This window comes from Streptomyces sp. NPDC004647, assembly GCF_040609575.1.
GTDB lineage: Bacteria > Actinomycetota > Actinomycetes > Streptomycetales > Streptomycetaceae > Streptomyces.
In genome coordinates this window covers 47,896-71,885 of the sequence record NZ_JBEXKU010000004.1, presented here as the reverse complement: position 1 = coordinate 71,885, position 23,990 = coordinate 47,896, and the positions used below count along the sequence as shown (strand labels likewise).

Below are 23,990 nucleotides of genomic sequence, written 5' to 3'. Positions count from 1 at the left end.
GCACGACGTTCCAGCTGCCCGCCGCACGACGAGTTCCAGCTGCGCGCGCCCCCGCAAGGGCGGGCTGCTCGCGAGCAGCCCGCCCATGACGGGCATCGCCGATCCGCACAGCAGCACCCGCATCCGCCGGCTCTCCTCGGTCTGGAACCGGTCGATCTCCCGCTGGATGCGCGAGCCGGCTCCGGAGCGGTCCGAGGCGCGCCGGCACGGCGAGCCAGCCTCGGACCATGCGGCGCTGTCCGGCTCAGCGGCCCTTCGGGTCGACCAGTCCCGCCCGACGCAGGGCCTCCGCCATCGCGCCGTTCGCGGGGGCGGCCTCCCGCCCGCCGCTCCCGCCGCGTCCGCCGCCGCGACCCTGTCGCTGCTGCGGCGCACGTGCCGAGTCGCGGTCGCCGCCGCGGTCTCGCTCCCGCTGACCGCCGCGATCACGCTCACCGCGGCCACCGTTCGTACGCCCACCGCTCGTACGCCCGCCGCCCCCGCCGGACGCGGACTCGTCGTCCAGCCGCAGCGTCAGCGAGATCCGCTTGCGCGGGATGTCCACGTCCATGACCTTCACGCGGACGATGTCACCCGGCTTCACCACATCCCGCGGGTCCTTGACGAAGGTCTTGGACATGGCCGAGACATGCACGAGCCCGTCCTGATGGACACCCACATCCACAAAGGCGCCGAACGCGGCGACATTGGTGACGACACCCTCCAGGACCATCCCGGGCGCGAGATCGCCGAGCTTCTCCACGCCCTCCTTGAAGGTGGCGGTCTTGAAGGCCGGCCGCGGGTCGCGCCCCGGCTTCTCCAGCTCCTTGAGAATGTCGGTGACGGTCGGCAGACCGAAGGACTCGTCCACGAAGTCTTCGGGCCTCAGCTCGCGCAGCACCCCGGTGTTGCCGATCAGCGTCGACACGTCCGCGCCCGCCGAGGACACCATCCGGCGCACCACGGGGTACGCCTCGGGGTGCACGCTCGACGCGTCCAGCGGGTCCTCGCCGCCGGGAATCCGCAGGAAGCCGGCGCACTGCTCGTATGCCTTGGGGCCCAGCCGGGCCACGTCCTTGAGCGACTTCCTCGTCCGGAACGGACCCTGCGCGTCGCGGTGCGCCACGATGTTCTCGGCGAGACCCGCGCCGATGCCCGAGACCCGCCCCAGCAGGGGTGCGGACGCCGTGTTGACGTCGACACCGACGCCGTTCACACAGTCCTCGACCACCGCGTCGAGGGAGCGCGACAGCTTCACCTCGGACAGATCGTGCTGGTACTGGCCCACGCCGATCGACTTCGGGTCGATCTTGACGAGTTCGGCCAGCGGATCCTGCAGCCGCCGTGCGATGGACACCGCGCCGCGCAGCGACACGTCCAACCCGGGCAGCTCCTGCGAGGCGAAGGCGGACGCCGAGTACACCGAGGCCCCGGCCTCGGACACCATCACCTTGGTCAGCTTCAACTCCGGCTGCCGCGCGATGAGATCGGCCGCCAGCTTGTCCGTCTCACGGGAGGCCGTGCCGTTGCCGATGGCGATCAACTCGACGCGGTGCTCGCGCGCGAGCACGGCCAGCTTGGCGAGTGACTCGTCCCACTTCTGCTGCGGCACGTGCGGATAGATGGTCTCGGTCGCGGCGACCTTGCCGGTCGCGTCGACGACGGCCACCTTCACGCCCGTACGGAAACCGGGGTCGAGGCCCATCGTGGCGCGGGTGCCGGCCGGTGCGGCGAGCAGCAGGTCGCGCAGGTTCGAGGCGAAGACGCGAACGGCCTCGTCCTCGGCCGCCTGCCGCAGCCTCAGCCGCAGGTCGATGCCGAGGTGGACCAGTACGCGCGTGCGCCAGGCCCAGCGGACCGTGTCCGCAAGCCACTTGTCGCCCGCGCGGCCGCGGTCGGCGATGCCGAAGTGCCGCGCGATGGCCCGCTCGTACGAGGTCGGACCGGGCTCCGGCGAGGGCTCCTCGGGCTCCAGAGCGAGGTCGAGGACCTCCTCCTTCTCCCCGCGGAACATCGCCAGCACCCGGTGCGAGGGCAGCTCGGTGAACGGCTCGGAGAAGTCGAAGTAGTCGGCGAACTTGGCGCCCGCCTCCTCCTTCCCCTCCCGCACCTTCGAGGCCAGCCGGCCCTTGCCCCACATCCGCTCGCGCAGCTCGCCGATCAGGTCGGCGTCCTCCCCGAACCGCTCGGTGAGGATCGCCCGCGCGCCCTCGAGCGCGGCGGCTGCGTCCGCGACGCCCTTGTCCGGATCGACAAAGGCGGCCGCGGCGGCGAGCGGCTCGACCGACGGGTCGCTGAGGAGCCCGTCGGCCAGCGGGTCGAGCCCGGCCTCTCGCGCGATCTGCGCCTTGGTGCGGCGCTTGGGCTTGAACGGGAGGTAGATGTCCTCCAGCCGGGCCTTGGAGTCCGCGGCCCGGATCTGCGCCTCCAGCGCTTCACCGAGCTTGCCCTGCGACCGCACGGACTCGAGGATCGCGGTGCGCCGCTCCTCGAGTTCGCGCAGATAGCGCAGCCGCTCCTCGAGCGTGCGCAGTTGCGCATCGTCGAGCATCTCGGTCGCTTCCTTGCGGTAGCGCGCGATGAACGGCACGGTCGACCCGCCGTCGAGCAGCTCGACGGCCGCTTCCACCTGTCGTTCCCGTACGCCGAGTTCCTCGGCGATCCTGCTCTCGATCGACGTCGTCACGATCCCGTTCCGCCTTGTCGTTGCGCTGGTGCCTGCATTGTGGCAGGTGGCGCCGACAGACTGGGGTTCAGACCCGGCGGTGCCCCGCTTACCTGGCAGAGCGGGAAGCGCCGCCGAACAGCCTCGCGAGGGCGCGGAAGGGGAGCGTCACCACGGCGGCGAGGGTGCCGCCGATGGCGCGAAGTACGTCTGCGATGGCGCGCAACACAATGTCCTCCTGGACGTCGTTCACGGAAAATACTGTGGCCCGCTGGTTGCCGCGCAGCCCCACCGCAAACGTGCCTCGCCCGTCCCGGCCCTTCGCCCCACCATTCCCCCGGCCGCTTCAGCCCTTGCCGATGAGGCCCTCCGGGAACGCGCCGGCGCTCAGCGCCGTCATCGTCCAGCCGCCGGTCAGCTCCGTGAGCCGCGCGACCCCGGCCTCGCCCAGATGCTCGTACGGGGCCCGGTCGAGCCGGTCCGTCTCCTCCTCGATTCGAGGCGGCCCGCACCCCGAAAGCCTCTCCCCGGAAAGGCTCACCCCGACCAGGTGAAGCGCGGTGCCCTGCGCTCCAGGAATGCGGCGACCCCCTCCGCGGTGTCGCCGCTGCCGCGCGCCTGCGCCGCCCAGTGCGCGACCCGCTCCGGCCCCGCGGGCCCGTTCGCGAACTCCTTGGCCGCCGCCTGAGTGAGCAGCGACCGCGACGCCAGGACGCGGGTGAACGCCGCCACGCGCTCGTCCAGCGCTTCGCCGGGCAGCAGCTCGTCCACCAGGCCGGTCCGCAACGCGCGCTCGTCGTCGATCAACTCGCCGGAGAACAGCAGGTACTTGGCGGTCGCGGGACCGACCAGCTCGGTCAGCCGTCGGGTGGACGTCGCCGGGTAGACGATGCCGAGCTTCGCCGGCGTGACTCCGAAGGACGACCCCTCGGCGGCGAATCGCAGATCGCAGGCGGCGGCGAGCTGGCTGCCGCCGCCCACGCAGTAGCCGCGTACAGAGGCCAGGGTCGGCTTGGGGAAGGCGGCCAGTGCCTCCTCCGCCTCCACCGCGAGTCCCTGCGACTCGCCCGCCGACTGCTGGAGCGAGCCGATGTCGGCGCCCGCGCAGAAGGTGTCCCCCGCGCCGGTCAGCACCAGGACCCGGACGGCGGGATCGGCGGCCGAACCGTCCAGGAGGCCTGGAAGCTCACGCCACATCGCGGTGGTCATGGCATTGCGCTTGGCGGGGTTGTGTATGACGACCGTCGCGACACCGTCGGCGACATCCAGCTGCAGTCCGGGCTCCATGCGCCGGATGCTATCCGCCCGGGCCGGACCCATCCGCCGGCCTCCTCGTCGCGCCGCTCCTCCTCACCGGCGGGCCCGACCGAAAAGGAAGTTGCTTGAAGGCGGAGCAGGACAGACAGGACCAGTCGCACTGCTCATGCGGTTAAGCGAACCCGAGCAGAACCCGTCGATTAAGTGCTGACTTTTTGTCAGCTGGCCGGTACGGACCAATATGTTCCCAACACTCGACGTGTGAGGCGGAATCCGCCGTCGCACCCGTGACGGATGCCTGACGCCTGATGCCTGCCGCCGGTGCGGCGGCAGGGCTGCGGGATCCTCACGCGAGGTCGTGGGGTCCCCCATGTCGAGGACCAGGGAGGGTGCCGATCATGGAGATCCGCGGGAGCGTCCCGTCCGACTCGGGACGGGCGGCGGTGTCCGGAGCCCCGGTTGCGGACGGGCTGACGGCTTCACTGCCGTACGAAGGGGTCTGGCGATTCACGGCACCGGCCCTGGATTCCTCGGTCCCGCATGCCAGGCATGCGGTCCGCGATCTGCTGCGTAACCAGCGGGTCCCGGTCCAGCGGGACGTCGTCCAGGGCCTGCTGCTGATCGTCTCCGAGCTGGTCACCAATGCCGTACGGCACGCGGCCGTGCTTTCCCCGGAGATCGCGGTGGAGATCTCCGTGGGCGCCGACTGGGTACGGGTCGGGGTCGAGGACAACCATCCGTACCGGCCCAAGGCGCTGATCGCGGACCAGGGCCAGACGGGCGGCCGGGGCCTGCTGCTCGTCAAGGCGATCACCGCGGAGGCGGGCGGTGTGTGCGACGTCCAGCACACCGCGAGCGGTGGCAAGGTGATCTGGGCGGCGCTGCCGCTGAACCCCGCCGCGATGATGAGGCCGAGGTGACCTGGAGGGGCCTGCGCACATCCGGGTGACCCGGTGAGCGAGTGACCCGGCGCACTCGCTCACCCGCACTCGCTCACCCCGGCCACCCGGGTCACCCCCGGCCACCTGGGTCACCCCCCCGTTGCCACCTGGGACCCCCGGCCACCCGGGTCACCCGCTGCCACCCGGGTCACCCGCTCACCAACCGGCCGACGGGCCGGTCAGCTCGCGGATCGCCGGGCGTGCCGCGTCCAGCACGGTCATGAACCAGGCCGAGAACGGCCGCCCCTCGTCCAGCCCCGTCAGCTCTGTCAGCTCCGCGGCGGTCACAAAGGCCGTTTCGCCGACCTCCTCCGGATCCGGCTTCAGCTCGGACTGCATGAGGCCCACGAACAGGTGGTTGTACTCCTGCTCCACCAGCCCCGACTCCGGGTCCGGGAGGTTGTAGCGGACCGTGCCGGCCTCGCACAGCAGCGAAGGGGACGCACCCAGTTCCTCCGCCGTACGCCGGGCGGCGGCGGCGAAGGGTGCCTCGCCCGGGTAGGGGTGCCCGCAGCAGGTGTTCGACCAGACGCCGGGGGAGTGGTACTTCCCCAGAGCCCGCTGCTGGAGCAGCAGCCGGCCGGAGGCGTCGAAGAGGAACACGGAGAAGGCCCGGTGGAGCCGGCCGGGGGGCAGATGGGCGGAGAGCTTCTCCGCGGTGCCGATCGTCCTGCCCTTCTCGTCGACCAGTTCGAGCATGATCGCTGCTTCGGCGCCGTTCGAGGGGCTGGAGCCGTTCGACGAGAATTCCGCCGTGGGGGCTGGTGTGGTCGGCATGGCCATCCTTCGGGTGGGCTTTCGAAGCTACAAAGGTCAAGTCTGCCGCACGAAAGGGGCGTAGCGGTGCCCTTCACCGCGCAGGTCAACCCGATTGGCGGTTGATACGCCCAGCTCGGCCCGGGACGGCGCGGACATGGACGGTCCTGTCGGACGGACCTGTCGGACGGCGCGGCGCGGGGCGCCCGGATTCAGTGGCAGAGCTTGATCTCGTGCTCGGCGTGCCCGACGGGCTCCAGCTGGAATGTGCAGTGCTCCACATCGAAGTGCTTGCCCAGGCACCCCTGGAGATCGTGCAGCAGCTTCTCGTGCCCGACCGCGTCCAGCACGTCCTCCCTCACCACCACGTGCGCGGAGAGCACCGGCAGGCCGGACGTGATCGTCCACGCATGCAGATCGTGCAGGTCCTCGACCCCCGGCAGGGCCAGGATGTGCGATCGGACCTCCGCCATGTCCACATCCTTCGGGGCCGCCTCGAGGAGTACGTCCAGCGCCTCGCGGAGCAGCCTCCAGGCCCGTGGCACGATCATCAGGCCGATCGCCAGCGAGGCGATCGGGTCGGCCTGCCGGAATCCGGTCGCCAGCACGATCGCCGCCGAGACGATGACCGCCAGCGAGCCCAGAGCGTCGGCCATCACCTCCAGGAACGCCCCGCGGACGTTGAGGCTGTCCCGCCGGCCGCGCATCAGCAGGGCCAGCGACACTACGTTCGCGGCCAGGCCGATCAGACCGAAGACGACGGTCAGCCCGCCTTCGAGCTCCTGCGGGGTGATCAGCCGTCGCACGGCCTCGTAGAGGATGAAGCCGCCGACGCCGAACAGCAGCAGGCAGTTGGCGACCGCGGCGAGGATCTCGGCACGCGCGTATCCGAAGGTGCGGCGCTCGCTCGGCGGGCGGTTGGCGAAATGGATGGCCAGCAGCGCCATCGAGAGCCCGACGCCGTCGGTCGCCATGTGCCCGGCATCGGCGAGCAGGGCCAGGGAACCGGTGACGACGCCGCCGATGACCTCCGCGACGAGCACGGTGAGGGTCAGGCACAGCGCGATCCGCAGCCGTCCGCGGTACGCCGCCGCGGCGGTGCCCGTGGTGCCGGGCGGCGGGCCGTGCGAGTGTCCGTGGTCGTGCCCTGCCCCCATGCCGGCTGCCTCCCGGGTCGCTGACGACTGGGCCGGTGGATGCCGGCCGCTCGCCGCGGTCGCGGCCTGTCACAGCACAGTCAACTACTGCCGGTGGGAACCCGGCAACACGGCACTGAACACCGTTGTCATATGCTCTGACCTGCACTTTTAAACCAGCGCGGAGATCGGCTCGGAGATCGGCTAGGAGATCGGCTCCCGATCAGCGGGAACGTGCCTCCGGGTGGAGCAGGCACCATCCCTGCCACGCGGATTCGACCATCTCGCGTACGTCGTGCCGGGCGGTCCAGCCGAGCTCCCGGGAGATCAGCTCCGCGGAGGCGACCACCCGCGCGGGGTCTCCGGGCCGCCGTCCGACGACCTTCGCCGCCGGTTCCGTACGGCCGGTGATCTCCGCGATCAGATCGGCCAGCTCCCGGACGGAGACACCGCGGCCCGTGCCGATGTTCACCGTCAGATCGCCCGCTTCCCGCTGGGCGGCCGTACGCCGGGCGGCGGCGAGATGGGCATCGGCAAGGTCGGACACATGGACGTAGTCCCGGATGCAGGTGCCGTCCGGGGTCGGGTAGTCGTCGCCGAAGATCAGCGGGGCCTCGCCGCGGGTCAGCGCGTCGAAGTACATCGGGATGATGTTGAACACCCCGGTATCGGCCAGCTCGGGGCGCGCGGCGCCCGCCACGTTGAAGTAGCGCAGACAGGCGGTGGCGATTCCGTGGGCCCGGCCGGCTGCCCGTACGAGCCACTCGCCCGTGAGCTTGGTCTCGCCGTACGGATTCATCGGCAGACACGGGGTGTCCTCGGTGACGAGGTCCACATCCGGCATGCCGTAGACGGCGGCGGAGGAGGAGAAGACGAAGCGCCGCACCCCGGCTGCGACCACCGCTTCCAGCAGGGTCCCCAGACCGTGCACGTTCTCGCGGTAGTAGTGCAGCGGCTGCTCGACCGACTGCCCGACCTGCTTCCTGGCTGCGAGATGCACCACGCCGTTGACGCGGTGCCCGGCGAGCGTACGGTCCAGCAGCTCGCGGTCCAGCACCGTGCCACTGACCAGCGGGACGCCCTCCGGCAGCCGCTCGGGGATGCCCGCGGAGATGTCGTCCAGTACGACGACGTCCTCGCCGGCGTCCGCCATCACCCGCGCCACATGGGCCCCGATGTACCCGGCTCCACCTGTGATCAGCCACGTCATGCCCGGCAGCCTACGGCCTGATTCGGCTGTCGCGCCTGGTCGGCGGCTCTGCCGGGGCCCTGTCCGGCACCCGACGGCGTTACCGGAGCTGTCGGGGCCGCTGGAGCTGCCGCAGTCGTCGGAGTCGTCGGAGCAGCAGCGGCCCGCCGTCGGCCCGCGGCATGGCCGACCGGGCGGCGGAGGACGATCCTCCGCCTCCAGATGACTCCCGGCGGATGGCTCCCGGCCGTCGACCGGGACGGGGGTGGCTCCCGTACAGCCCGTACAGAACGCCGCGGCCCCGCACACCCGGCAGCCCGGCGCCGCTCGGGAGCAGGCCCCGCCGGCCAAGGGGATCCGGCAGCGTTTGTCCTCAGTGGCTGCGATCGACCATGATGCTGAGGTGGATCTTCGTCGGTCGACTTCCGCATCGCTACGGCCTTATCCGGGCGTAAACAGGCGATGAACGGTCGCTTCCGAGAATCCGATAGCCTCTGCCGACGTGCCGCCCGCCCGCCACGGAGCCGGGGCGTGCCACGAGCGCTGCCCGTACACCCCTGAGTCACGGGGCGGCCATGCCAGCTTCCAAGGAGTGAGTTCGTCTGCCGACCGCAATCCTCACCGGTCCGCCGGTCGCCGGGTCGCAGCTCGAGGGCGACCTGCGGTCGCTGGGCTTCGACGTGGTCGCAGCCGCGGCGGACGATGAACTGGTGACCCTGGTCACCGCCCTTCCGGCCACGGAGCGCGCGACTCTGGTCGACCCCCGTCTGACGGCTCACCGGCACGCGCTGCGGCTGGCTCTGACCGACCCCCGTTTTCCGGCGTCAGCGGTGTCCGGAGCCGTGACGGTCCAGGCCGAGGCCCGGCCCGCGCTGCTCGCCGCGCTGGCTCGCACGGCTGCGCCCGCGGCGGAGCCCGGCGTCGGGCACCCGGGCGCCCCTGCCCCCGCGGCCGCCACGAACACGGACGCCGGGAGCGCGGCCCAGCCGGGGGCGGGCGACCGGTCGACCCGGACGGCGGCGCGTCAGGAAACCGCCACCCGGCCCGCCACCGGCGGACCGGCGGCAACGGCGGCGGGCCCGGAGCGGACGGAGAGCCGGCAGGACGCGGGACAGCGGGACGCCGGGCGGCAGGACGCAGGGCTGCCGGGCGCGGAGGCCTCCGCGCCCGGCAGCCTGCCGGACGCCGTTGCCGCCGCACTGCACGCCGCAGGTGTCCCCGTGCACCGCCCCGAGCTGGGCGTACTCGTCGCCGCCGTGCCCGTGACCCCCGCGGAGCGAGCCGAGGCGCAGGCCGTCGTCGACGGAGTCGACGACGAGCGGGTGCGGCTGCGGAACTCTGTGAAGTCGCGCGACGGCTTCTTCACCACCTTCTTCATCAGTCCGTACTCCCGCTACATCGCCCGCTGGTGCGCCCGCCGCGGTCTGACCCCCAACCAGGTCACCACCGCGTCCCTGCTCACCGCCCTGATCGCGGCCGGCTGCGCCGCCACCGGAACCCGCGGCGGATACGTCGCCGCCGGCGCCCTGCTGCTCTTCTCCTTCGTGCTGGACTGCACCGACGGCCAGCTGGCCCGCTACTCGCTGCAGTACTCGACGATGGGCGCGTGGCTGGACGCCACCTTCGACCGTGCCAAGGAGTACGCCTACTACGCGGGTCTCGCCCTGGGTGCGGCCCGCGGCGGTGACGACGTGTGGGCGCTCGCCCTCGGCGCGATGGTGCTCCAGACCTGCCGCCATGTCGTGGACTTCTCCTTCAACGAGGCGAACCACGACGCGGTGGCCAACACCAGCCCCACCGCCGCCCTCTCGGGAAGGCTCGACGGGGTCGGCTGGACGGTGTGGGTGCGCCGGATGATCGTCCTCCCGATCGGCGAGCGGTGGGCGATGATCGCGGTTCTGACGGCCGTGGCCACGCCTCGCACCGTCTTCTACGTCCTGCTGGCCGGCTGTGCGCTCGCCGCCTGCTACACCACCGCGGGCCGCGTTCTCCGCTCGCTGACGCGCAAGGCCGTGGGGGTCCCCCCAGGCGTTGAGCACCGGGGGAGGACGGACCGCGCCGCCCAGGCGCTCGCCGACCTCGCGGACTCCGGCCCGATCGCCGAGGCCGTCGCCGCGGGCCCCGGCCGCAAGGCACCGGCCGGGGCGTACTCCGCTCCGGTCGTGGCCGCGCTCGGTACCGCGATCCTGCTGGTCAGCGCCTATTTCCAGTGGCTCGACGGCTGGGCGGTCGTCCTGGCCGCCCTGGTCTACGCCTTCTGCGCGGGATGGGCCGTCGCCCGGCCGCTCACGGGCCCGCTCGACTGGCTCGTGCCACCGCTCTTCCGCACAGCGGAATACACGACCATCCTGGTCCTTGCCGCCGGCTCCGAGGTGAACGGTGCCTTGCCTGCTGCTTTCGGACTGGTGGCCGCCGTCGCCTACCATCACTACGACACGGTGTACCGCATCCGCGGCGGCACCGGCGCGCCCCCGCACTGGCTGGTGCGGGCGATCGGCGGGCACGAGGGGCGGATTCTGGTGGTCACGATCGCCGCCGCCCTGCTGCACGACACAGATTTCACCATCGCGCTGACGGCACTTGCCGCGGTCCTCGCGCTGGGGGTGCTCTTCGAGAGCATCCGCTTCTGGGTGTCCTCAGGGGCACCCGCAGTACACGACGAATCAGGAGAACCCGCATGATCGGCCTCGTGCTGGCAGCCGGCGCCGGACGGCGTCTGCGCCCCTACACCGACACCCTGCCCAAGGCTCTGGTGCCGGTGGACGGAGACACCACCGTCCTCGACCTCACTCTCGGCAACTTCGCCGAGGTGGGCCTGACCGAGGTCGCGATCGTCGTCGGCTACCGCAAGGAGGCCGTGTACGAGCGCAGGGAGGCCCTGGAGCAGAAGTACGGCCTCAAGCTCACTCTGATCGACAACGACAAGGCCGAGGAGTGGAACAACGCCTACTCCCTGTGGTGCGCCCGTGAGGTCATCAAGGGCGGCGTGATCCTCGCCAACGGTGACACCGTGCACCCGGTCTCCGTCGAGAAGACCCTGCTGGAGGCCCGCGGCCAGGGCCAGAAGATCATCCTCGCCCTCGACACGGTGAAGCAGCTCGCCGACGAGGAGATGAAGGTCGTCGTGGACCCCGACAAGGGCGTCCAGCGGATCACCAAGCTCATGGACCCGGCCGACGCCACCGGTGAGTACATCGGTGTCACCCTGATCGAGCCCGAGGCCGGCGAGGAGCTGGCCGACGCGCTGAAGACCACCTTCGAGCGCGACCCCGACCTCTACTACGAGGACGGCTACCAGGAGCTCGTCAACCGCGGCTTCAAGATCGACATCGCGCCGATCGGCGACCTCAAGTGGGTCGAGATCGACAACCACGACGACCTCGCGAAGGGCCGGGAGATCGCGTGCCAGTACTGACCCGACTCATCCCGTCCCCGGTCGTCGTCGACATCAACACGGGTGCACTGGACGATCTCGCGGGTCTCCTGGCCGACCAGCGGATCTCCAGCTCCGGGAAGCTGGCGATCGCGATCAGCGGCGGCTCCGGGCAGGCGCTGCGCGAGAAGCTGTCCCCCGTACTGCCGGGCGCCGACTGGTACCCGGTGAGCGACGGCACGATCGACTCCGCGGTCAAGCTCGCCGACGCCATGCGCGGCAAGCGTTACGACGCGGTCGTCGGCCTCGGCGGCGGCAAGATCATCGACGTCGCGAAGTACGCCGCGGCGCGGGTCGGCCTGCCGATGGTCGCCGTAGCGACGAACCTGTCGCACGACGGCATCTGCTCGCCGGTGTCCATCCTGGACAATGACAACGGCCGCGGCTCGTACGGTGTCCCGACCCCGATCGCCATGGTCATCGACCTCGATGTGATCCGCGACGCCCCGGTCCGGTTCGTCCGCTCCGGAATCGGCGACGCGATCTCCAACATCTCGGCGATCGCGGACTGGGAGCTGTCCCACCGCATCAACGGTGAGCCGGTCGACGGGCTGGCCGCCGCGATGGCCCGTACGGCCGGCGAGTCCGTGCTCCGGCACCCCGGTGGCACCGGCGACGACGAGTTCCTCACCGTCCTCTCCGAGGCGCTGGTGCTCTCCGGCATCGCCATGTCGATCAGCGGGGACACCCGCCCGTCGTCCGGCGCGTGCCACGAGATCAGCCACGCGTTCGACCTGCTGTACCCCAAGCGCTCCGCGCTCCACGGCGAGCAGGTCGGCATCGGCGCCGCCTTCGCGATGCACCTGCGCGGTGCGCACGACGATTCGGGTCTGTTCGCCGAGGTGCTGCGCCGGCACGGGCTGCCGGTGCTCCCGCAGGAGATCGGCTTCAACGAGGACGAGTTCGTCAAGGCGGTGGAGTACGCACCGCAGACCCGGCCCGGGCGCTTCACCATCCTCGAGCACCTCGACCTGTCCACCGACCAGATCAGGGACGCATTCGCCGACTATGCCAAAGCCATCGCTAGCTGAGCTCCGTCCGGTCGTCCACCCCGGTGGACTCAAGGACCGGCGCAGCGGTGAGCACTGGGCCGGGCGCATCTATATGCGGGAGATCTCGCTGCGATGCACCCGGCTCCTGGTGGACACCAAGATCACGCCGAATCAGTACACGGGCCTGATGATCGTCGCGGGCGTCGCGGCGGGCGCGGCCCTGCTGGTCCCGGGCCTCACCGGGGCCGTCCTCGGCGCGCTTCTGATCCAGCTCTATCTGCTGCTGGACTGTGTTGACGGCGAGCTGGCCCGCTGGCGCAAGCAGACCTCGATCACCGGGGTCTACCTGGACCGGATCGGGCACTACCTCAGCGAGGCCGCTCTGCTGGTGGGCTTCGGTATCCGAGCGGCGGACATCTTCCACACCGGCGGTGAGCCGACCCAGTGGCTGTGGGCCTTCCTGGGCACGCTCGCCGCCCTCGGCGCGATCCTGATCAAGGCGGAGACCGACCTGGTCGACGTCGCCCGGTCCCGCAGCGGCCTCTCGGCCGTACAGGACGAGGCGTCCACCCCGCGGTCCTCCGGCCTGGCGCTGGCCCGCAAGGCCGCCGCCGCGCTGAAGTTCCACCGGCTCGTCGGAGGCGTCGAGGCGTCCCTGCTGATCCTGGCCGCCGGTATCGCGGACTACGTCCACGGCGACCTGCTCTTCACGCGGATCGCCGTCGCCCTGCTCGCGGCCGTCGCGGTGCTGCAGACGGTGCTGCACCTCGTCAGCATCCTCGCATCGAGCAGGCTGCGATGAGCGCCGGCGGCCCGCAGCGGTCTCCCGGGGGACGGCCTCCGGCGAAGGTCGGCGCGATTGTCCTCACCATGGGCAACCGCCCCGACGAGCTGCGTGCGCTGCTCGACTCCGTCGCCAAGCAGGAGGGCGATCGGGTCGAGGTCGTCGTGGTCGGCAACGGCTCCCCGCTGCCCGAGCTGCCCGAGGGCGTACGGACCGTGGAGCTGCCCGAGAACGTGGGCATCCCGGCCGGCCGTAACATCGGCATCGAGGCCTTCGGCCCCGGCGGCAGCGACGTCGACGTGCTGCTCTTCCTCGACGACGACGGCCTGCTGCCGCAGACCGACACCGCGCGGCTGTGCCGTGAGGCGTTCGCCGCCGACCCGGAGCTCGGCATCATCAGCTTCCGGATCGCCGACCCCGACACCGGCGTCACCCAGCGCCGCCACGTACCCCGGCTGCGCGCCGCCGACCCGCTGCGCTCCTCCCGGGTGACCACCTTCCTCGGCGGCGCGAACGCGGTGCGCACTGCTGTATTCCAGCAGGTCGGCGGCTTGCCGGACGACTTCTTCTACGCCCACGAGGAGACCGACCTCGCGTGGCGGGCCCTGGACGCGGGCTGGATGATCGACTACCGCTCCGACATGGTGCTCTTCCATCCGACGACCGCCCCCAGCAGGCATGCCGTCTACCACCGCATGGTCGCCCGGAACCGGGTCTGGCTGGCCCGCCGTAATCTCCCTGCCCTGCTCGTCCCTGTCTATCTCGGCGTATGGCTGCTGCTCACGCTGGCCCGCCGGCCTTCCAGGCCCGCGCTCCGGGCCTGGCTGGGCGGCTTCAAGGAGGGCTGGACCGCTCCGTGCGGTCCCCGCCGTCCCATGAAGTGGCGTACGGTATGGCGGCTGACCCGACTGGGCCGACCTCCTGTCATCTGACAAGCTCGTGTCTGAGAGCATCGGGCGTGTCCCGGGACGCGGCATTCGCCCCAGGCCTGCCCACGCCCCGATCCGGCTGCGCATCCTGAAGACGAAAGTTTCCACTTGTGAGTGAGACAACGCATGACGGTGCGGTTGTGGTGAGCGCCCCGCCATCCCCCGACGACGGCCTGTCCCCGGCCGAGCTCGCCGCCAAGTACGGGCTCTCTGTGAGCGGGGCCCGGCCGGGTCTCGGTGAGTACGTCCGGCAGCTGTGGGGGAGGCGGCACTTCATCCTGGCCTTCTCGCAGGCCAAGCTGACCGCCCAGTACAGCCAGGCGAAGCTCGGCCAGCTGTGGCAGGTCGCGACCCCGCTGCTCAATGCCGCCGTCTACTTCCTCATCTTCGGTCTGCTGCTGGGCGGCCGGGGTGACATGGAGAACGACATCTTCATCCCGTTCCTGGTGACGGGTGTCTTCGTCTTCACCTTCACCCAGAGCTCCGCTCTGGCCGGTGTGCGCGCCATCTCGGGGAACCTCGGGCTGGTCCGCGCGCTGCACTTCCCGCGCGCCTCGCTGCCCATCTCCTTTTCGCTCCAGCAGCTCCAGCAGCTGCTGTTCTCCATGATCGTGCTCGTCATCATCCTGGCGGGCTTCGGGCACTTCCCGATGTGGTCGTGGTTCCTGGTCGTCCCGGCGCTCGCGCTGCAGTTCGTCTTCAACACCGGCCTAGCGCTGATCATGGCCCGGATGGGCAGCAAGACCCCGGACCTGGCGCAGCTGATGCCGTTCATCCTGCGGACCTGGATGTACGGGTCCGGTGTGATGTACAGCCTGCCGTACATGCTCGAGAGGGCTCACGCCCCCAGCTGGCTCGCCGATGTGCTGTTGGCCAACCCGGCCTCCGTCTACATCGACCTGATGCGGTTCGCCCTGATCGACGGTTACGGCAGGGAGAATCTGCCGCCGCACGTCTGGACCCTGGCCATCGGCTGGGCGCTCCTGGCGGGCATCGGCGGTTTTGTGTACTTCTGGAAGGCTGAGGAGCGGTACGGCCGTGGCTGAGCAGATCGGTGTCTCCGAGGAACATGTCCCCACCGTGATCGCGGACGAGCTGCACATCGTCTACCGGGTGAACGGCGGCACCCGGGGCAGGGGCAGCGCGACCGCGGCCCTGAGCCGGATGATCGGCCGCAAGGGCAGCTCCCCCGGGATGCGGGAGGTGCACGCGGTGCGCGGCGTCACCTTCACCGCGTACCGGGGCGAGGCGATCGGCCTCATCGGCTCGAACGGATCGGGCAAGTCCACCCTGCTCCGCGCCATCGCCGGGCTGCTGCCGCCGGAGCGCGGCAAGGTCTACACCGACGGCCAGCCGTCCCTGCTGGGTGTGAACGCGGCACTGATGAACGACCTCACCGGCGAGCGGAACGTCATCCTCGGCGGGCTCGCGATGGGAATGTCACGCGAGCAGATCAGGACTCGCTACGAGGGCATCGTCGACTTCTCCGGCATCAACGAGAAGGGCGACTTCATCACGCTGCCGATGCGGACCTACTCCTCCGGCATGGCGGCGCGGCTGCGGTTCTCGATCGCGGCGGCCAAGGACCACGACGTCCTGATGATCGACGAGGCGCTGGCCACCGGTGACCGCAAGTTCCAGAAGCGGTCCGAGGAGCGTATCCGGGAGCTGCGCAAGGAGGCCGGTACGGTCTTCCTGGTGAGCCACAACAACAAATCGATCCGGGACACCTGCGACCGGGTGCTGTGGCTGGAAAAGGGCGAGCTCGTCATGGATGGCCCGACCGACGAGGTCATCAAGGCTTACGAAAAGGAGAGCGGCAAGTAATCCGCTCCCCGCACCGCGAATTCACGAGGCCTCCGCCCTCCCGGTGGGGGCCTCGCCGTGGTCCGATCGGCCCGGGACGGTCCGGCGCGCCCGCTCCGCGCCCCAACTCGCCCTCTTTCAGGGAAGGGTGACCCACCGTCCTGTGTTGAGCGGACGGGGTTCTCACCCGCGCGCGCCCGGAGGTGCTGTACGGCGTAAGCTGTACCGGTGCTGATTCGCGGCAAGTCGGGCGGTACTGCTCGGTACCCGCATCAAATAGCGGGAATCGCCGCAGGCGGGCGGGCGGCGTGTCCGAAATAGGATGTTCTGGGTCGGCAGTGTAGAACGGGAGATGTGACGGCTATGGCTACGGGTACTCTCCGGCTCCGAGGCACCTGCGCCGTCTTTCGCTGGGGCACCGTCCAGGAGAGCGCCTCACCGGGCAGACGGCGATGACCGCCGACATGCCACGGGCGCGGAGCGCCTTTCCCCGAAGGGTGGCGGCGGCCGGGCATCCCGGGCCCAAGGCCGCGGACGGAGGGGACGGACACACGCGCGCCGTACTCGGCAAGGCCGCCCACGAGAACTTCCCCGTCGCGCCCTTCTTCCTGCCCCGCGCCTGGCGCACCGACCTGATGGCCGTCTACGGCTACGCCCGGCTCGTCGACGACATCGGTGACGGAGACCTCGCACCCGGGGGCATCGACGCCGAACTGCTCGGCCTCTCCCGCGCACAGGCCGACGACCGGCCCGCGATGCTCGATGCCTTCGAGGCCGACATGTACCGGATCTTCGACAGTTCCGCCGAAGGCCCGCGCCACCCGCTGCTCCACGCGCTCCGGCCGACCGTCCGCCGCTGCCGTCTCACCCCGGAGCCGTTCCTGGGCCTTATCGAGGCGAACCGCCAGGACCAGCGCGTCCGCCGGTACGCGACGTACGACGACCTGCTCGGCTACTGCGAGCTGTCCGCCAACCCGGTCGGCCGGCTCGTCCTCGGTGTCACCGGCACCACCACCCCCGAGCGTGTACGGCGCTCCGACGCGATCTGCACCGCGCTGCAGATCGTCGAGCACCTCCAGGACGTCGCCGAGGACCTCGGCCGCGACCGGATCTACCTCCCCGCCGAGGACATGAAGCGCTTCGGCGTCGAGGAGTCCGCTCTCGCCGCGCCGACGGGGAGCGCACAGGTGCGCGCCCTGGTCGCGTACGAGGCCGAACGCGCCGGTCGGCTACTGGATGAAGGCACCCCGCTGGTGGGTAGCGTCCACGGCAGGCTCAAGCTGCTGCTCGCCGGTTTCGTGGCCGGCGGGCGCGCCGCCCTCAAGGCGATCGCCGTCGCCGGCCACGACGTACTCCCCGGACCGCCCAAGCCCGCCAAGCTCGACCTCGTGCGCGAGGTGGGGGCGACACTGCGAAGAGAGGGGTGAGCCGGACCGTGGACGGATCCGTACACGCGTCCGCGCCGGTGCTCGCTGCGTACAGCTACTGCGAGGCCGTGACCGGACAGCAGGCCCGCAACTTCGCCTACGGCATCAGGCTGCTGCCGACCGAGAAGCGGCAGGCCATGTCGGCGCTGTACGCCTTCTCGCGCCGGGTCGACGACATCGGCGACGGCGACCTCGCCCCCGATGTCAAGAACGCCCGGCTCGAGCACACTCGCGATCTGCTCGGCCGCATCCGCGACGGCCGGGTCGACCCCGACGACACCGACCCCGTCGCCGTCGCGCTCGCCCACGCCGCGCAGCGCTTCCCGATCCCGCTCGGCGGTCTGGACGAACTCATCGACGGCGTACTGATGGATGTGCGCGGCGAGACCTACGGGACCTGGGACGACCTCCAGGTCTACTGCCGGTGCGTCGCGGGTGCGATCGGCCGCCTCTCGCTCGGCGTGTTCGGCACCGTGACCGCCGCGGACCCGGGCGCACGCGACATCGAACGCGCCCCCGAGTACGCCAATACGCTCGGCCTCGCCCTCCAACTCACCAACATCCTCCGGGACGTACGGGAGGACGCCGCGGGCGGCCGCACCTATCTGCCCGCCGAGGATCTCGCCAAGTTCGGCTGCTCTGCCGGCTTCCACGGCTCCGAGCCGCCGGAGGGCTCCGACTTCACCGGACTCGTCGAGTTCGAAGTCCGGCGCGCGCGTGCCCTGTTCGGCACCGGGTTCCAGCTGCTGCCGATGCTCGACCGGCGCAGCGGTGCCTGTGTCGCCGCGATGGCCGGCATCTACCGGCGGCTCCTCGACCGTATCTCCCGCGACCCGGAGGCGGTGCTGCGCGGGCGCGTCTCACTCCCGGGGCGCGAGAAGGCGTACGTCGCCGTGCGCGGCCTGTCCGGTCTCGACGCACGGCAGGTTTCCCGGCATACGCTGCGGAGGCGCGCCTGATGCCGCCGACGCACACGCCGACGCACCTCCGGACCGAAGTCCTGAGCCGGAGGGCAACCCTCCGCGGGACCGCCGCGTCACTGACGGAGACGGCTGCCCGGTGCCACTACGGTGCGGCCGCAGGGGAGGGGCGATGACTGTGGACCGTATGCAGCCCGACAGGATCGGGGCGAGCGCGGCAGGACACGACGACGGGGCGGCGGCACCGGCCGGGCGGCGCAGTGCAGTGGTCATCGGCGGCGGAATCGCCGGAATCACCGCGGCCCTCGCTCTCGCCGACGCCGGCCTGCGCGTCACGCTGCTCGAAGGACGCCCCCGGCTGGGCGGCCTCGCCTCCTCCTTCCACCGGGAGGGTCCTGCCGGCGAGCTGAGCGTCGACAACGGCCAGCACGTCTATCTGCGCTGCTGCTCCCGCTACCGCTGGTTCCTCGACCGCATCGGAGGCAGCGCTCTCGCGCCGCTGCAGGAGCGGTTGGACGTACCTGTGCTCGACGTCGGCCGGCCGGAGGCTCGGCGGCTCGGCCGGCTGCGCCGCACCGCGCTGCCCGTCCCCCTGCACCTAGCGGGCAGTCTCGCCCGCTACCCGCACCTCTCGCTCGCCGAGCGCGCCCAGGTCGCCCGCGCCGCTCTCGCCCTCAAGGGCCTCGACCCGGCCGACCCGGCGCTGGACGGCACCGACTTCGGCACCTGGCTGCACCGCCAGGGCCAGTCCCCGCGCGCCGTCGAAGCGCTCTGGGACCTCGTCGGTGTCGCCACGCTCAACGCCCGCGCCGGACAGGCCTCCCTGGGGCTCGCCGCCATGGTGTTCAGGACCGGCCTGCTCTCCGAGCCGGGCGCGGCCGACATCGGCTGGTCCCATGTCCCGCTGGGCGAGCTGCACGACACCCTCGCCCGTACGGCCCTGGACACGGCGGGAGTACGGACGCTGCCGCGGACGCGCGCCCAGGCTGTCACCCCGGCCTCCGACGGCGGCTGGCGCATCGGGCTCAACTCCGGCAGCCGGCCCAGCGACCCGTTGCACGCCGACACGGTCGTCCTCGCCGTACCGCAGCGCGAGACCCACCGGCTGCTGCCCGACGGCGCCCTGGACGACCCGGACCAGCTCCTCGCCATCGGCAGCTCGCCGATCCTCAACCTCCATGTCGTCTACGACCGTCAGGTGCTGCGCCGCCCCTTCTTCGCCGCGCTCGGCACCCCGGTCCAATGGGTTTTCGACCGTACGGAGGCCTCCGGGCTCACCGGCGGCGGCCAGTATCTGGCCCTGTCCCAGTCCGCGGCGTACAGCGAGATCGACACGCCGGTCGCCGCGCTGCGCGAGCGCTACCTGCCCGAGCTGGAGCGGCTGCTGCCCGCCGCGCGGGGCGCGCGGGTGCGAGACTTCTTCGTCACCCGGGAGCGCACGGCGACGTTCGCCCCGGCACCGGGAGTCGGTAGGCTCCGGCCGGCGGCCCGTACCCGCGCGGCCGGCCTCTATCTGGCCGGCGCTTGGACCGACACCGGCTGGCCCGCCACCATGGAGGGCGCCGTCCGCAGCGGGATCACCGCGGCGGAAGCGGCGCTCGCCGAGATCGGCCGCCCAAATCTCGACCCTCCCCCTACCGTCCGGCGGGGGCACCCCCAGCAGGAGGCGGCATGAACGCGTTTGTACAGGGGGCAGAGCCCCGGACCACCGGAACGGCAGGAGACAGAGGAGAGATCGTGTCTTCGGAGAAAGCGGCCATCGACACTGCGAGCGTCACCGCGCTGCTGGAGCGCGGACGGACACTCGCCACGCCGGTGCTCCGTGCTGCGGTGGACCGGCTCGCGCCGCCGATGGACACCGTCGCCGCCTACCACTTCGGCTGGATCGACGCCGAGGGCCGCCCCTCCGACGCCGACGGCGGCAAGGCGGTGCGCCCTGCGCTCGCCCTGCTGTCCGCCGAGGCCGCGGGCTCCCCGCCCGAGGTCGGCATCCCCGGCGCCGTCGCCGTGGAGCTGGTGCACAACTTCTCGTTGCTGCACGACGACCTGATGGACGGCGACGAGCAGCGCCGGCACCGCGACACCGTATGGAAGGTGCACGGCCCGGCCCAGGCCATCCTCGTCGGCGACGCGCTCTTCGCGCTCGCCGGCGAGATCCTGCTCGAACTGGGCACCGTCGAGGCAGGACGCGCGACCCGTCGGCTCACCGCGGCCACCCGCAAGCTCATCGACGGCCAGGCACAGGACATCTCCTACGAGCACCGCGAGCGGGTCACCGTCGAGGAGTGCCTGGAGATGGAGGGCAACAAGACGGGCGCCCTGCTGGCCTGCGCCGTTTCCATCGGCGCGGTCCTCGGCGGCGCCGACGACCGTACGGCCGACACCCTCGAGGCGTACGGGTACCACCTGGGCCTCGCCTTCCAGGCCGTCGACGACCTGCTCGGCATCTGGGGCGACCCGGAGTCCACCGGCAAGCAGACCTGGAGCGACCTACGGCAGCGCAAGAAGTCCCTGCCGGTCGTGGCCGCCCTCGCGGAGGGCGGTGCCGCCTCGGAGCGGCTCGCCGAGCTCCTCGCGGCCGACGCCAAGAGCGCCGACCTGGAGAGCTTCGACGAGCAGGCGTTCGCCACCCGGGCGGCCCTGATCGAGGAGGCCGGCGGCCGTGAGTGGACCCGCCAGGAGGCCCGCAGGCAGCACACCTCCGCCATCGAGGCGCTGAACCGGGTGGAGATGCCCGCCGGGATCCGGGAACAGCTGGTGGCGCTCGCGGACTTCGTGGTCGTACGCCGGCGATGAACAACAACCTCATATAGCTCGCAGTCGCCGGCCGGCGCTCTCCCTCGTTGTTCGACACGGGGAAACCGGGCGCCGGCCGACGGCAGTCCCCCAGCACAGCAGCTCACTCACTGCACGAAGGGGAAGCCATGACAGCGACGACCGACGGCAGCACCGGGTCCGGGTCCGTAACCCCCCGCGCACCTTCGGCCACTGAAACAACCGGACCCACCGAGCAGGCCGCCGCGCCCTCCGGTCCACCCGGCCCCTCCGGCCCCTCCGGTCCACCCGGTCGATCCGGTCCCGTCGGCCCACCGGACGTGGAGGCCGCTGCCCGCCGAACAGCCGCCCGCGCCGTGGAGCACCTGCTGGGACGCCAGGACGCCGAAGGCTGGTGGAAGGGCGACCTCGAGACCAACGTGACGATGGACGCCGAGGACCTGCTGCTCCGTCAGTTCCTCGGCATCCGGGACGCCGGGACCACCGCGGCAGCCGGCCGCTTCATCCGCTCCGAGCAGCGTGACGACGGCACCTGGGCCACCTTCCACGGCGGGCCGGGTGAACTCTCCGCCACCATCGAGGCGTACGTCGCCCTGCGGCTCGCCGGGGACGCGCCCGACGCACCGCACATGGCCGCCGCCTCCGCCTGGGTACGCGAGCAAGGCGGCATCGCCGCCTCCCGGGTCTTCACCCGCATCTGGCTCGCGCTCTTCGGCTGGTGGAAGTGGGACGACCTCCCCGAGCTGCCGCCGGAGCTGATCTACCTTCCGGCCTGGTTCCCGCTCAACATCTATGACTTCGGCTGCTGGGCGCGGCAGACCATCGTGCCGCTCACCGTCGTGTCGGCCACGCGGCCCGTACGGCCCGCGCCGTTCCCCCTCGACGAGCTGCACACCGTCCCTCCCGTCGCCCACCACCACCCTCATTCGAAGGCTCCCCCAGACTTCGTCCGGGGGCACCCCCAGCGCGTCCCATGGGATTCTGCCCGGCCGAACCCGCCGCAGCGCCGGGCCCCGGCCACCAGCTGGGACGGCTTCTTCCAGCGGCTGGACCGGGCCCTGCACGCCTACCGCAAGGCGGCCGTACGGCCGCTGCGCCGGGCCGCGCTGAGGAGCTGTGCCCGCTGGATCATCGAGCGGCAGGAGAACGACGGCTGCTGGGGCGGCATCCAGCCGCCCGCCGTCTACTCCGTGATCGCCCTGCATCTGCTCGGCTACGACCTCCAGCACCCCGTGCTCCGGGCCGGGCTGGACTCGTTGGACCGTTTCGCCGTGTGGCGCCAGGACGGCAGCCGGATGATCGAGGCCTGCCAGTCCCCGGTCTGGGACACCTGCCTCGCCACCATCGCGCTGGCGGACGCGGGCCTGCCCGCCGACCACCCGGCGCTGGTGAAGGCCGCGGACTGGATGCTCGGCGAGCAGATCGTACGGCCCGGGGACTGGTCGGTGCGGCGGCCTCAACTTCCCCCGGGCGGTTGGGCGTTCGAGTTCCACAACGACAACTACCCGGACATCGACGACACCGCCGAGGTCGTCCTCGCGCTGCGCCGGGTACGGCACCCCGACGCCCCCAGGGCCGAGGCCGCGATCCGGCGCGGAGTGCGCTGGACCCTCGGCATGCAGTCGAAGAACGGCGCGTGGGGCGCCTTCGACGTCGACAACACCAGTGCGTTTCCCGGCCGGTTGCCGTTCTGCGACTTCGGCGAGGTCATCGACCCGCCGTCGGCCGATGTCACCGCGCATGTGGTGGAGATGCTCGCGGTGGAGGGCATGGAGCACGACAGCCGCACCCGGCGCGGCATCGCGTGGCTGCTCGCCGAACAGGAGGCGAGCGGAGCCTGGTTCGGCCGCTGGGGCACCAACTACGTATACGGCACCGGCTCCGTCGTCCCGGCGCTCGTAGCCGCCGGGCTGCCCGGCTCGCACCCCGCGATCCGCCGTGCCGTCGACTGGCTGGAGAGTGTCCAGAACGAGGACGGCGGCTGGGGCGAGGACCAGCGCTCCTACCCCGACCCCGAGTGGATCGGGCGGGGTGCCTCGACCGCCTCGCAGACCGGCTGGGCACTGCTCGCCCTGCTGTCGGCCGGGGAGCGGGACGGCAAAGCCGTCGAGCGGGGCATCGGCTGGCTCGCGGCGACACAGGGCGAGGACGGCAGCTGGGACGAGCCGTACTTCACCGGCACCGGCTTCCCGTGGGACTTCTCCATCAACTACCACCTCTACCGGCAGGTCTTTCCCCTCACGGCCCTCGGTCGGTACCTCCACGGAGAGCCGTTCCGGACCGATCCGCAGGAGGCCTGATGGGGCCGCCCGCGCCGGGCGCGGCACCGCTGCTGATCGCCTGCGCGCTCGGGATCGAGCGGTTCGCCCTGCGCAGCGGCGAGCGCGGCGGAGCCCCGGGACCGTTGACCGTACTGCGCACGGGCATGGGCCCGCAGGCCGCGGAGCGGACCGTCACCCGCACCATGCGCGAGGATCCCGCGGCCCGTGACGCCGCTGTGATCGCCACGGGTTTCTGCGCCGGCCTCGCCCCGGGGATGCACCCCGGGGACGTGGTCGTCGCCGACGAGACCCGCGACAGCGAGGGCAGCACCGCCTGCACCGGCACCGAGGTGCTCGCCAAGGCACTCGCCGACCTGCTGGGCGACCGCCCCGTACGCCCCGGGGGCCGGGCCCGCACCATCCACACCGGCCCGCTCACCGGTTCCGACCACGTGGTCCGCGGCGCCGAACGGGCCGAGCTGCGTGCCACCGGGGCGATCGCGGTCGACATGGAGTCCGCCGTCACGCTGCGCAGCGCGATGCGAGTGCCCGCGGACGGCATCTGGCGGAGGCCCGGAACCCGTCCGGTTGCGGCCGTACGGGTGGTCGTGGACGCTCCTGAGCATGAGCTCGTCCGAATCGGGACCCTGTGCGGTGGAATATCGGCTTTCCGCGTCTTGCGTGCAGTCCTTCCGGCTTTCTTCGAATGGCACCGTTCTTTGCTGCTCCCCAGGAGGTGA

At 71.5% G+C, this 23,990-nt stretch carries 21 protein-coding genes; 14 read left to right on the top strand and 7 right to left on the bottom strand.

Annotated elements, in window-relative coordinates; genetic code table 11:
* Positions 1-244: 244 nt before the first annotated feature.
* The 4 genes from ABZW18_RS03135 to ABZW18_RS03120 form a co-directional block, all read right to left on the bottom strand.
* The gene (locus ABZW18_RS03135; protein WP_356181263.1) at positions 245-2,665 is read right to left on the bottom strand and encodes a Tex family protein; all 2,421 of its coding nucleotides are present in this window, start codon (positions 2,663-2,665) and stop codon (positions 245-247) included.
* A gap of 88 nt (positions 2,666-2,753) precedes the next feature.
* A complete protein-coding gene (locus ABZW18_RS03130; protein ID WP_356181451.1) occupies positions 2,754-2,873 on the bottom strand; it encodes an LPFR motif small protein in 120 nt (39 codons plus the stop codon).
* A gap of 117 nt (positions 2,874-2,990) precedes the next feature.
* Positions 2,991-3,185: a hypothetical protein gene (locus ABZW18_RS03125; RefSeq protein WP_356181466.1), complete on the bottom strand. Its 195-nt coding sequence runs from the start codon at positions 3,183-3,185 to the stop codon at positions 2,991-2,993.
* Entirely contained in the window at positions 3,182-3,931 is a 750-nt protein-coding gene (locus tag ABZW18_RS03120) for an enoyl-CoA hydratase/isomerase family protein (RefSeq protein WP_356181260.1), read from the bottom strand. Before ABZW18_RS03120 ends, ABZW18_RS03125 begins: the two co-directional genes overlap by 4 nt.
* Before the next feature lie 368 nt (positions 3,932-4,299).
* On the opposite strand from ABZW18_RS03120, the gene ABZW18_RS03115 reads away from it, so the two are divergent.
* The gene (locus tag ABZW18_RS03115) at positions 4,300-4,821 is read left to right on the top strand and encodes an ATP-binding protein (protein ID WP_356181257.1); all 522 of its coding nucleotides are present in this window, start codon (positions 4,300-4,302) and stop codon (positions 4,819-4,821) included.
* Positions 4,822-4,998: 177 nt separating this feature from the next.
* Here the strand turns inward: ABZW18_RS03115 and idi are convergent, their stop codons facing one another.
* From idi to galE, 3 genes are all read right to left on the bottom strand, one after another.
* Complete coding sequence (idi, locus tag ABZW18_RS03110) at positions 4,999-5,619, bottom strand: isopentenyl-diphosphate Delta-isomerase (protein WP_356181254.1); 621 nt, start codon at positions 5,617-5,619, stop codon at positions 4,999-5,001.
* 191 nt (positions 5,620-5,810) lie between these two features.
* On the bottom strand, positions 5,811-6,755 hold the full coding sequence (locus ABZW18_RS03105) for a cation diffusion facilitator family transporter (RefSeq protein WP_356181251.1): 945 nt from the start codon (positions 6,753-6,755) through the stop codon (positions 5,811-5,813).
* 202 nt (positions 6,756-6,957) lie between these two features.
* On the bottom strand, positions 6,958-7,944 hold the full coding sequence (gene galE / locus ABZW18_RS03100; protein WP_356181248.1) for a UDP-glucose 4-epimerase GalE: 987 nt from the start codon (positions 7,942-7,944) through the stop codon (positions 6,958-6,960).
* A 695-nt stretch (positions 7,945-8,639) separates the two neighbouring features.
* On the opposite strand from galE, the gene ABZW18_RS03095 reads away from it, so the two are divergent.
* The 13 genes from ABZW18_RS03095 (at position 8,640) to ABZW18_RS03035 (ending at position 23,990) form a co-directional block, all read left to right on the top strand.
* Positions 8,640-10,604 (top strand): DUF5941 domain-containing protein, encoded by a 1,965-nt coding sequence (locus ABZW18_RS03095; protein WP_356181448.1) that lies wholly within the window; start codon positions 8,640-8,642, stop codon positions 10,602-10,604.
* The gene (locus tag ABZW18_RS03090; RefSeq protein ID WP_356181245.1) at positions 10,601-11,338 is read left to right on the top strand and encodes a phosphocholine cytidylyltransferase family protein; all 738 of its coding nucleotides are present in this window, start codon (positions 10,601-10,603) and stop codon (positions 11,336-11,338) included. The genes ABZW18_RS03095 and ABZW18_RS03090 overlap by 4 nt, the downstream gene beginning before the upstream one ends.
* Positions 11,326-12,387, top strand: coding sequence for an iron-containing alcohol dehydrogenase family protein (locus tag ABZW18_RS03085; protein WP_356181242.1), 1,062 nt, complete (start codon positions 11,326-11,328; stop codon positions 12,385-12,387). The genes ABZW18_RS03090 and ABZW18_RS03085 overlap by 13 nt, the downstream gene beginning before the upstream one ends.
* Positions 12,365-13,150, top strand: coding sequence for a CDP-alcohol phosphatidyltransferase family protein (locus tag ABZW18_RS03080; RefSeq protein WP_356181239.1), 786 nt, complete (start codon positions 12,365-12,367; stop codon positions 13,148-13,150). The genes ABZW18_RS03085 and ABZW18_RS03080 overlap by 23 nt, the downstream gene beginning before the upstream one ends.
* Entirely contained in the window at positions 13,147-14,064 is a 918-nt protein-coding gene (locus tag ABZW18_RS03075; protein ID WP_356181236.1) for a glycosyltransferase, read from the top strand. The genes ABZW18_RS03080 and ABZW18_RS03075 overlap by 4 nt, the downstream gene beginning before the upstream one ends.
* A 107-nt stretch (positions 14,065-14,171) precedes the next feature.
* Positions 14,172-15,107, top strand: coding sequence for an ABC transporter permease (locus ABZW18_RS03070; RefSeq protein ID WP_356181233.1), 936 nt, complete (start codon positions 14,172-14,174; stop codon positions 15,105-15,107).
* Positions 15,100-15,888 (top strand): ABC transporter ATP-binding protein, encoded by a 789-nt coding sequence (locus ABZW18_RS03065; RefSeq protein ID WP_356181231.1) that lies wholly within the window; start codon positions 15,100-15,102, stop codon positions 15,886-15,888. Before ABZW18_RS03070 ends, ABZW18_RS03065 begins: the two co-directional genes overlap by 8 nt.
* Before the next feature lie 431 nt (positions 15,889-16,319).
* Positions 16,320-17,294, top strand: coding sequence for a squalene synthase HpnC (hpnC, locus tag ABZW18_RS03060; RefSeq protein WP_356181228.1), 975 nt, complete (start codon positions 16,320-16,322; stop codon positions 17,292-17,294).
* Complete coding sequence (gene hpnD, locus ABZW18_RS03055) at positions 17,291-18,253, top strand: presqualene diphosphate synthase HpnD (protein WP_356181225.1); 963 nt, start codon at positions 17,291-17,293, stop codon at positions 18,251-18,253. The genes hpnC and hpnD overlap by 4 nt, the downstream gene beginning before the upstream one ends.
* 133 nt (positions 18,254-18,386) lie before the next feature.
* Positions 18,387-19,889 (top strand): hydroxysqualene dehydroxylase HpnE, encoded by a 1,503-nt coding sequence (gene hpnE / locus ABZW18_RS03050; RefSeq protein WP_356181222.1) that lies wholly within the window; start codon positions 18,387-18,389, stop codon positions 19,887-19,889.
* The gene (locus tag ABZW18_RS03045) at positions 19,886-21,010 is read left to right on the top strand and encodes a polyprenyl synthetase family protein (protein ID WP_356181219.1); all 1,125 of its coding nucleotides are present in this window, start codon (positions 19,886-19,888) and stop codon (positions 21,008-21,010) included. The genes hpnE and ABZW18_RS03045 overlap by 4 nt, the downstream gene beginning before the upstream one ends.
* A 128-nt stretch (positions 21,011-21,138) precedes the next feature.
* Positions 21,139-23,289, top strand: coding sequence for a squalene--hopene cyclase (shc, locus tag ABZW18_RS03040; RefSeq protein WP_356181216.1), 2,151 nt, complete (start codon positions 21,139-21,141; stop codon positions 23,287-23,289).
* Positions 23,286-23,990 carry a 1-hydroxy-2-methyl-2-butenyl 4-diphosphate reductase gene (locus ABZW18_RS03035; protein ID WP_356181445.1) on the top strand — a complete coding sequence of 235 codons (705 nt, stop codon included), beginning with the start codon at positions 23,286-23,288 and terminating at the stop codon, positions 23,988-23,990. Before shc ends, ABZW18_RS03035 begins: the two co-directional genes overlap by 4 nt.

What these genes read in the sequence shown, in the direction of transcription:
- ABZW18_RS03120 (WP_356181260.1), bottom strand. Translation starts at nt 3,931, where the DNA reads ATGGAGCCCGGACTGCAGCTGGATGTCGCCGACGGTGTCGCGACGGTC.
- ABZW18_RS03115 (WP_356181257.1), top strand. Translation starts at nt 4,300, where the DNA reads ATGGAGATCCGCGGGAGCGTCCCGTCCGACTCGGGACGGGCGGCGGTG.
- idi (WP_356181254.1), bottom strand. Translation starts at nt 5,619, where the DNA reads ATGCCGACCACACCAGCCCCCACGGCGGAATTCTCGTCGAACGGCTCC.
- ABZW18_RS03105 (WP_356181251.1), bottom strand. Translation starts at nt 6,755, where the DNA reads ATGGGGGCAGGGCACGACCACGGACACTCGCACGGCCCGCCGCCCGGC.
- galE (WP_356181248.1), bottom strand. Translation starts at nt 7,944, where the DNA reads ATGACGTGGCTGATCACAGGTGGAGCCGGGTACATCGGGGCCCATGTG.
- ABZW18_RS03090 (WP_356181245.1), top strand. Translation starts at nt 10,601, where the DNA reads ATGATCGGCCTCGTGCTGGCAGCCGGCGCCGGACGGCGTCTGCGCCCC.
- ABZW18_RS03080 (WP_356181239.1), top strand. Translation starts at nt 12,365, where the DNA reads ATGCCAAAGCCATCGCTAGCTGAGCTCCGTCCGGTCGTCCACCCCGGT.
- ABZW18_RS03075 (WP_356181236.1), top strand. Translation starts at nt 13,147, where the DNA reads ATGAGCGCCGGCGGCCCGCAGCGGTCTCCCGGGGGACGGCCTCCGGCG.
- hpnC (WP_356181228.1), top strand. Translation starts at nt 16,320, where the DNA reads ATGACCGCCGACATGCCACGGGCGCGGAGCGCCTTTCCCCGAAGGGTG.
- hpnE (WP_356181222.1), top strand. Translation starts at nt 18,387, where the DNA reads ATGACTGTGGACCGTATGCAGCCCGACAGGATCGGGGCGAGCGCGGCA.
- ABZW18_RS03045 (WP_356181219.1), top strand. Translation starts at nt 19,886, where the DNA reads ATGAACGCGTTTGTACAGGGGGCAGAGCCCCGGACCACCGGAACGGCA.
- shc (WP_356181216.1), top strand. Translation starts at nt 21,139, where the DNA reads ATGACAGCGACGACCGACGGCAGCACCGGGTCCGGGTCCGTAACCCCC.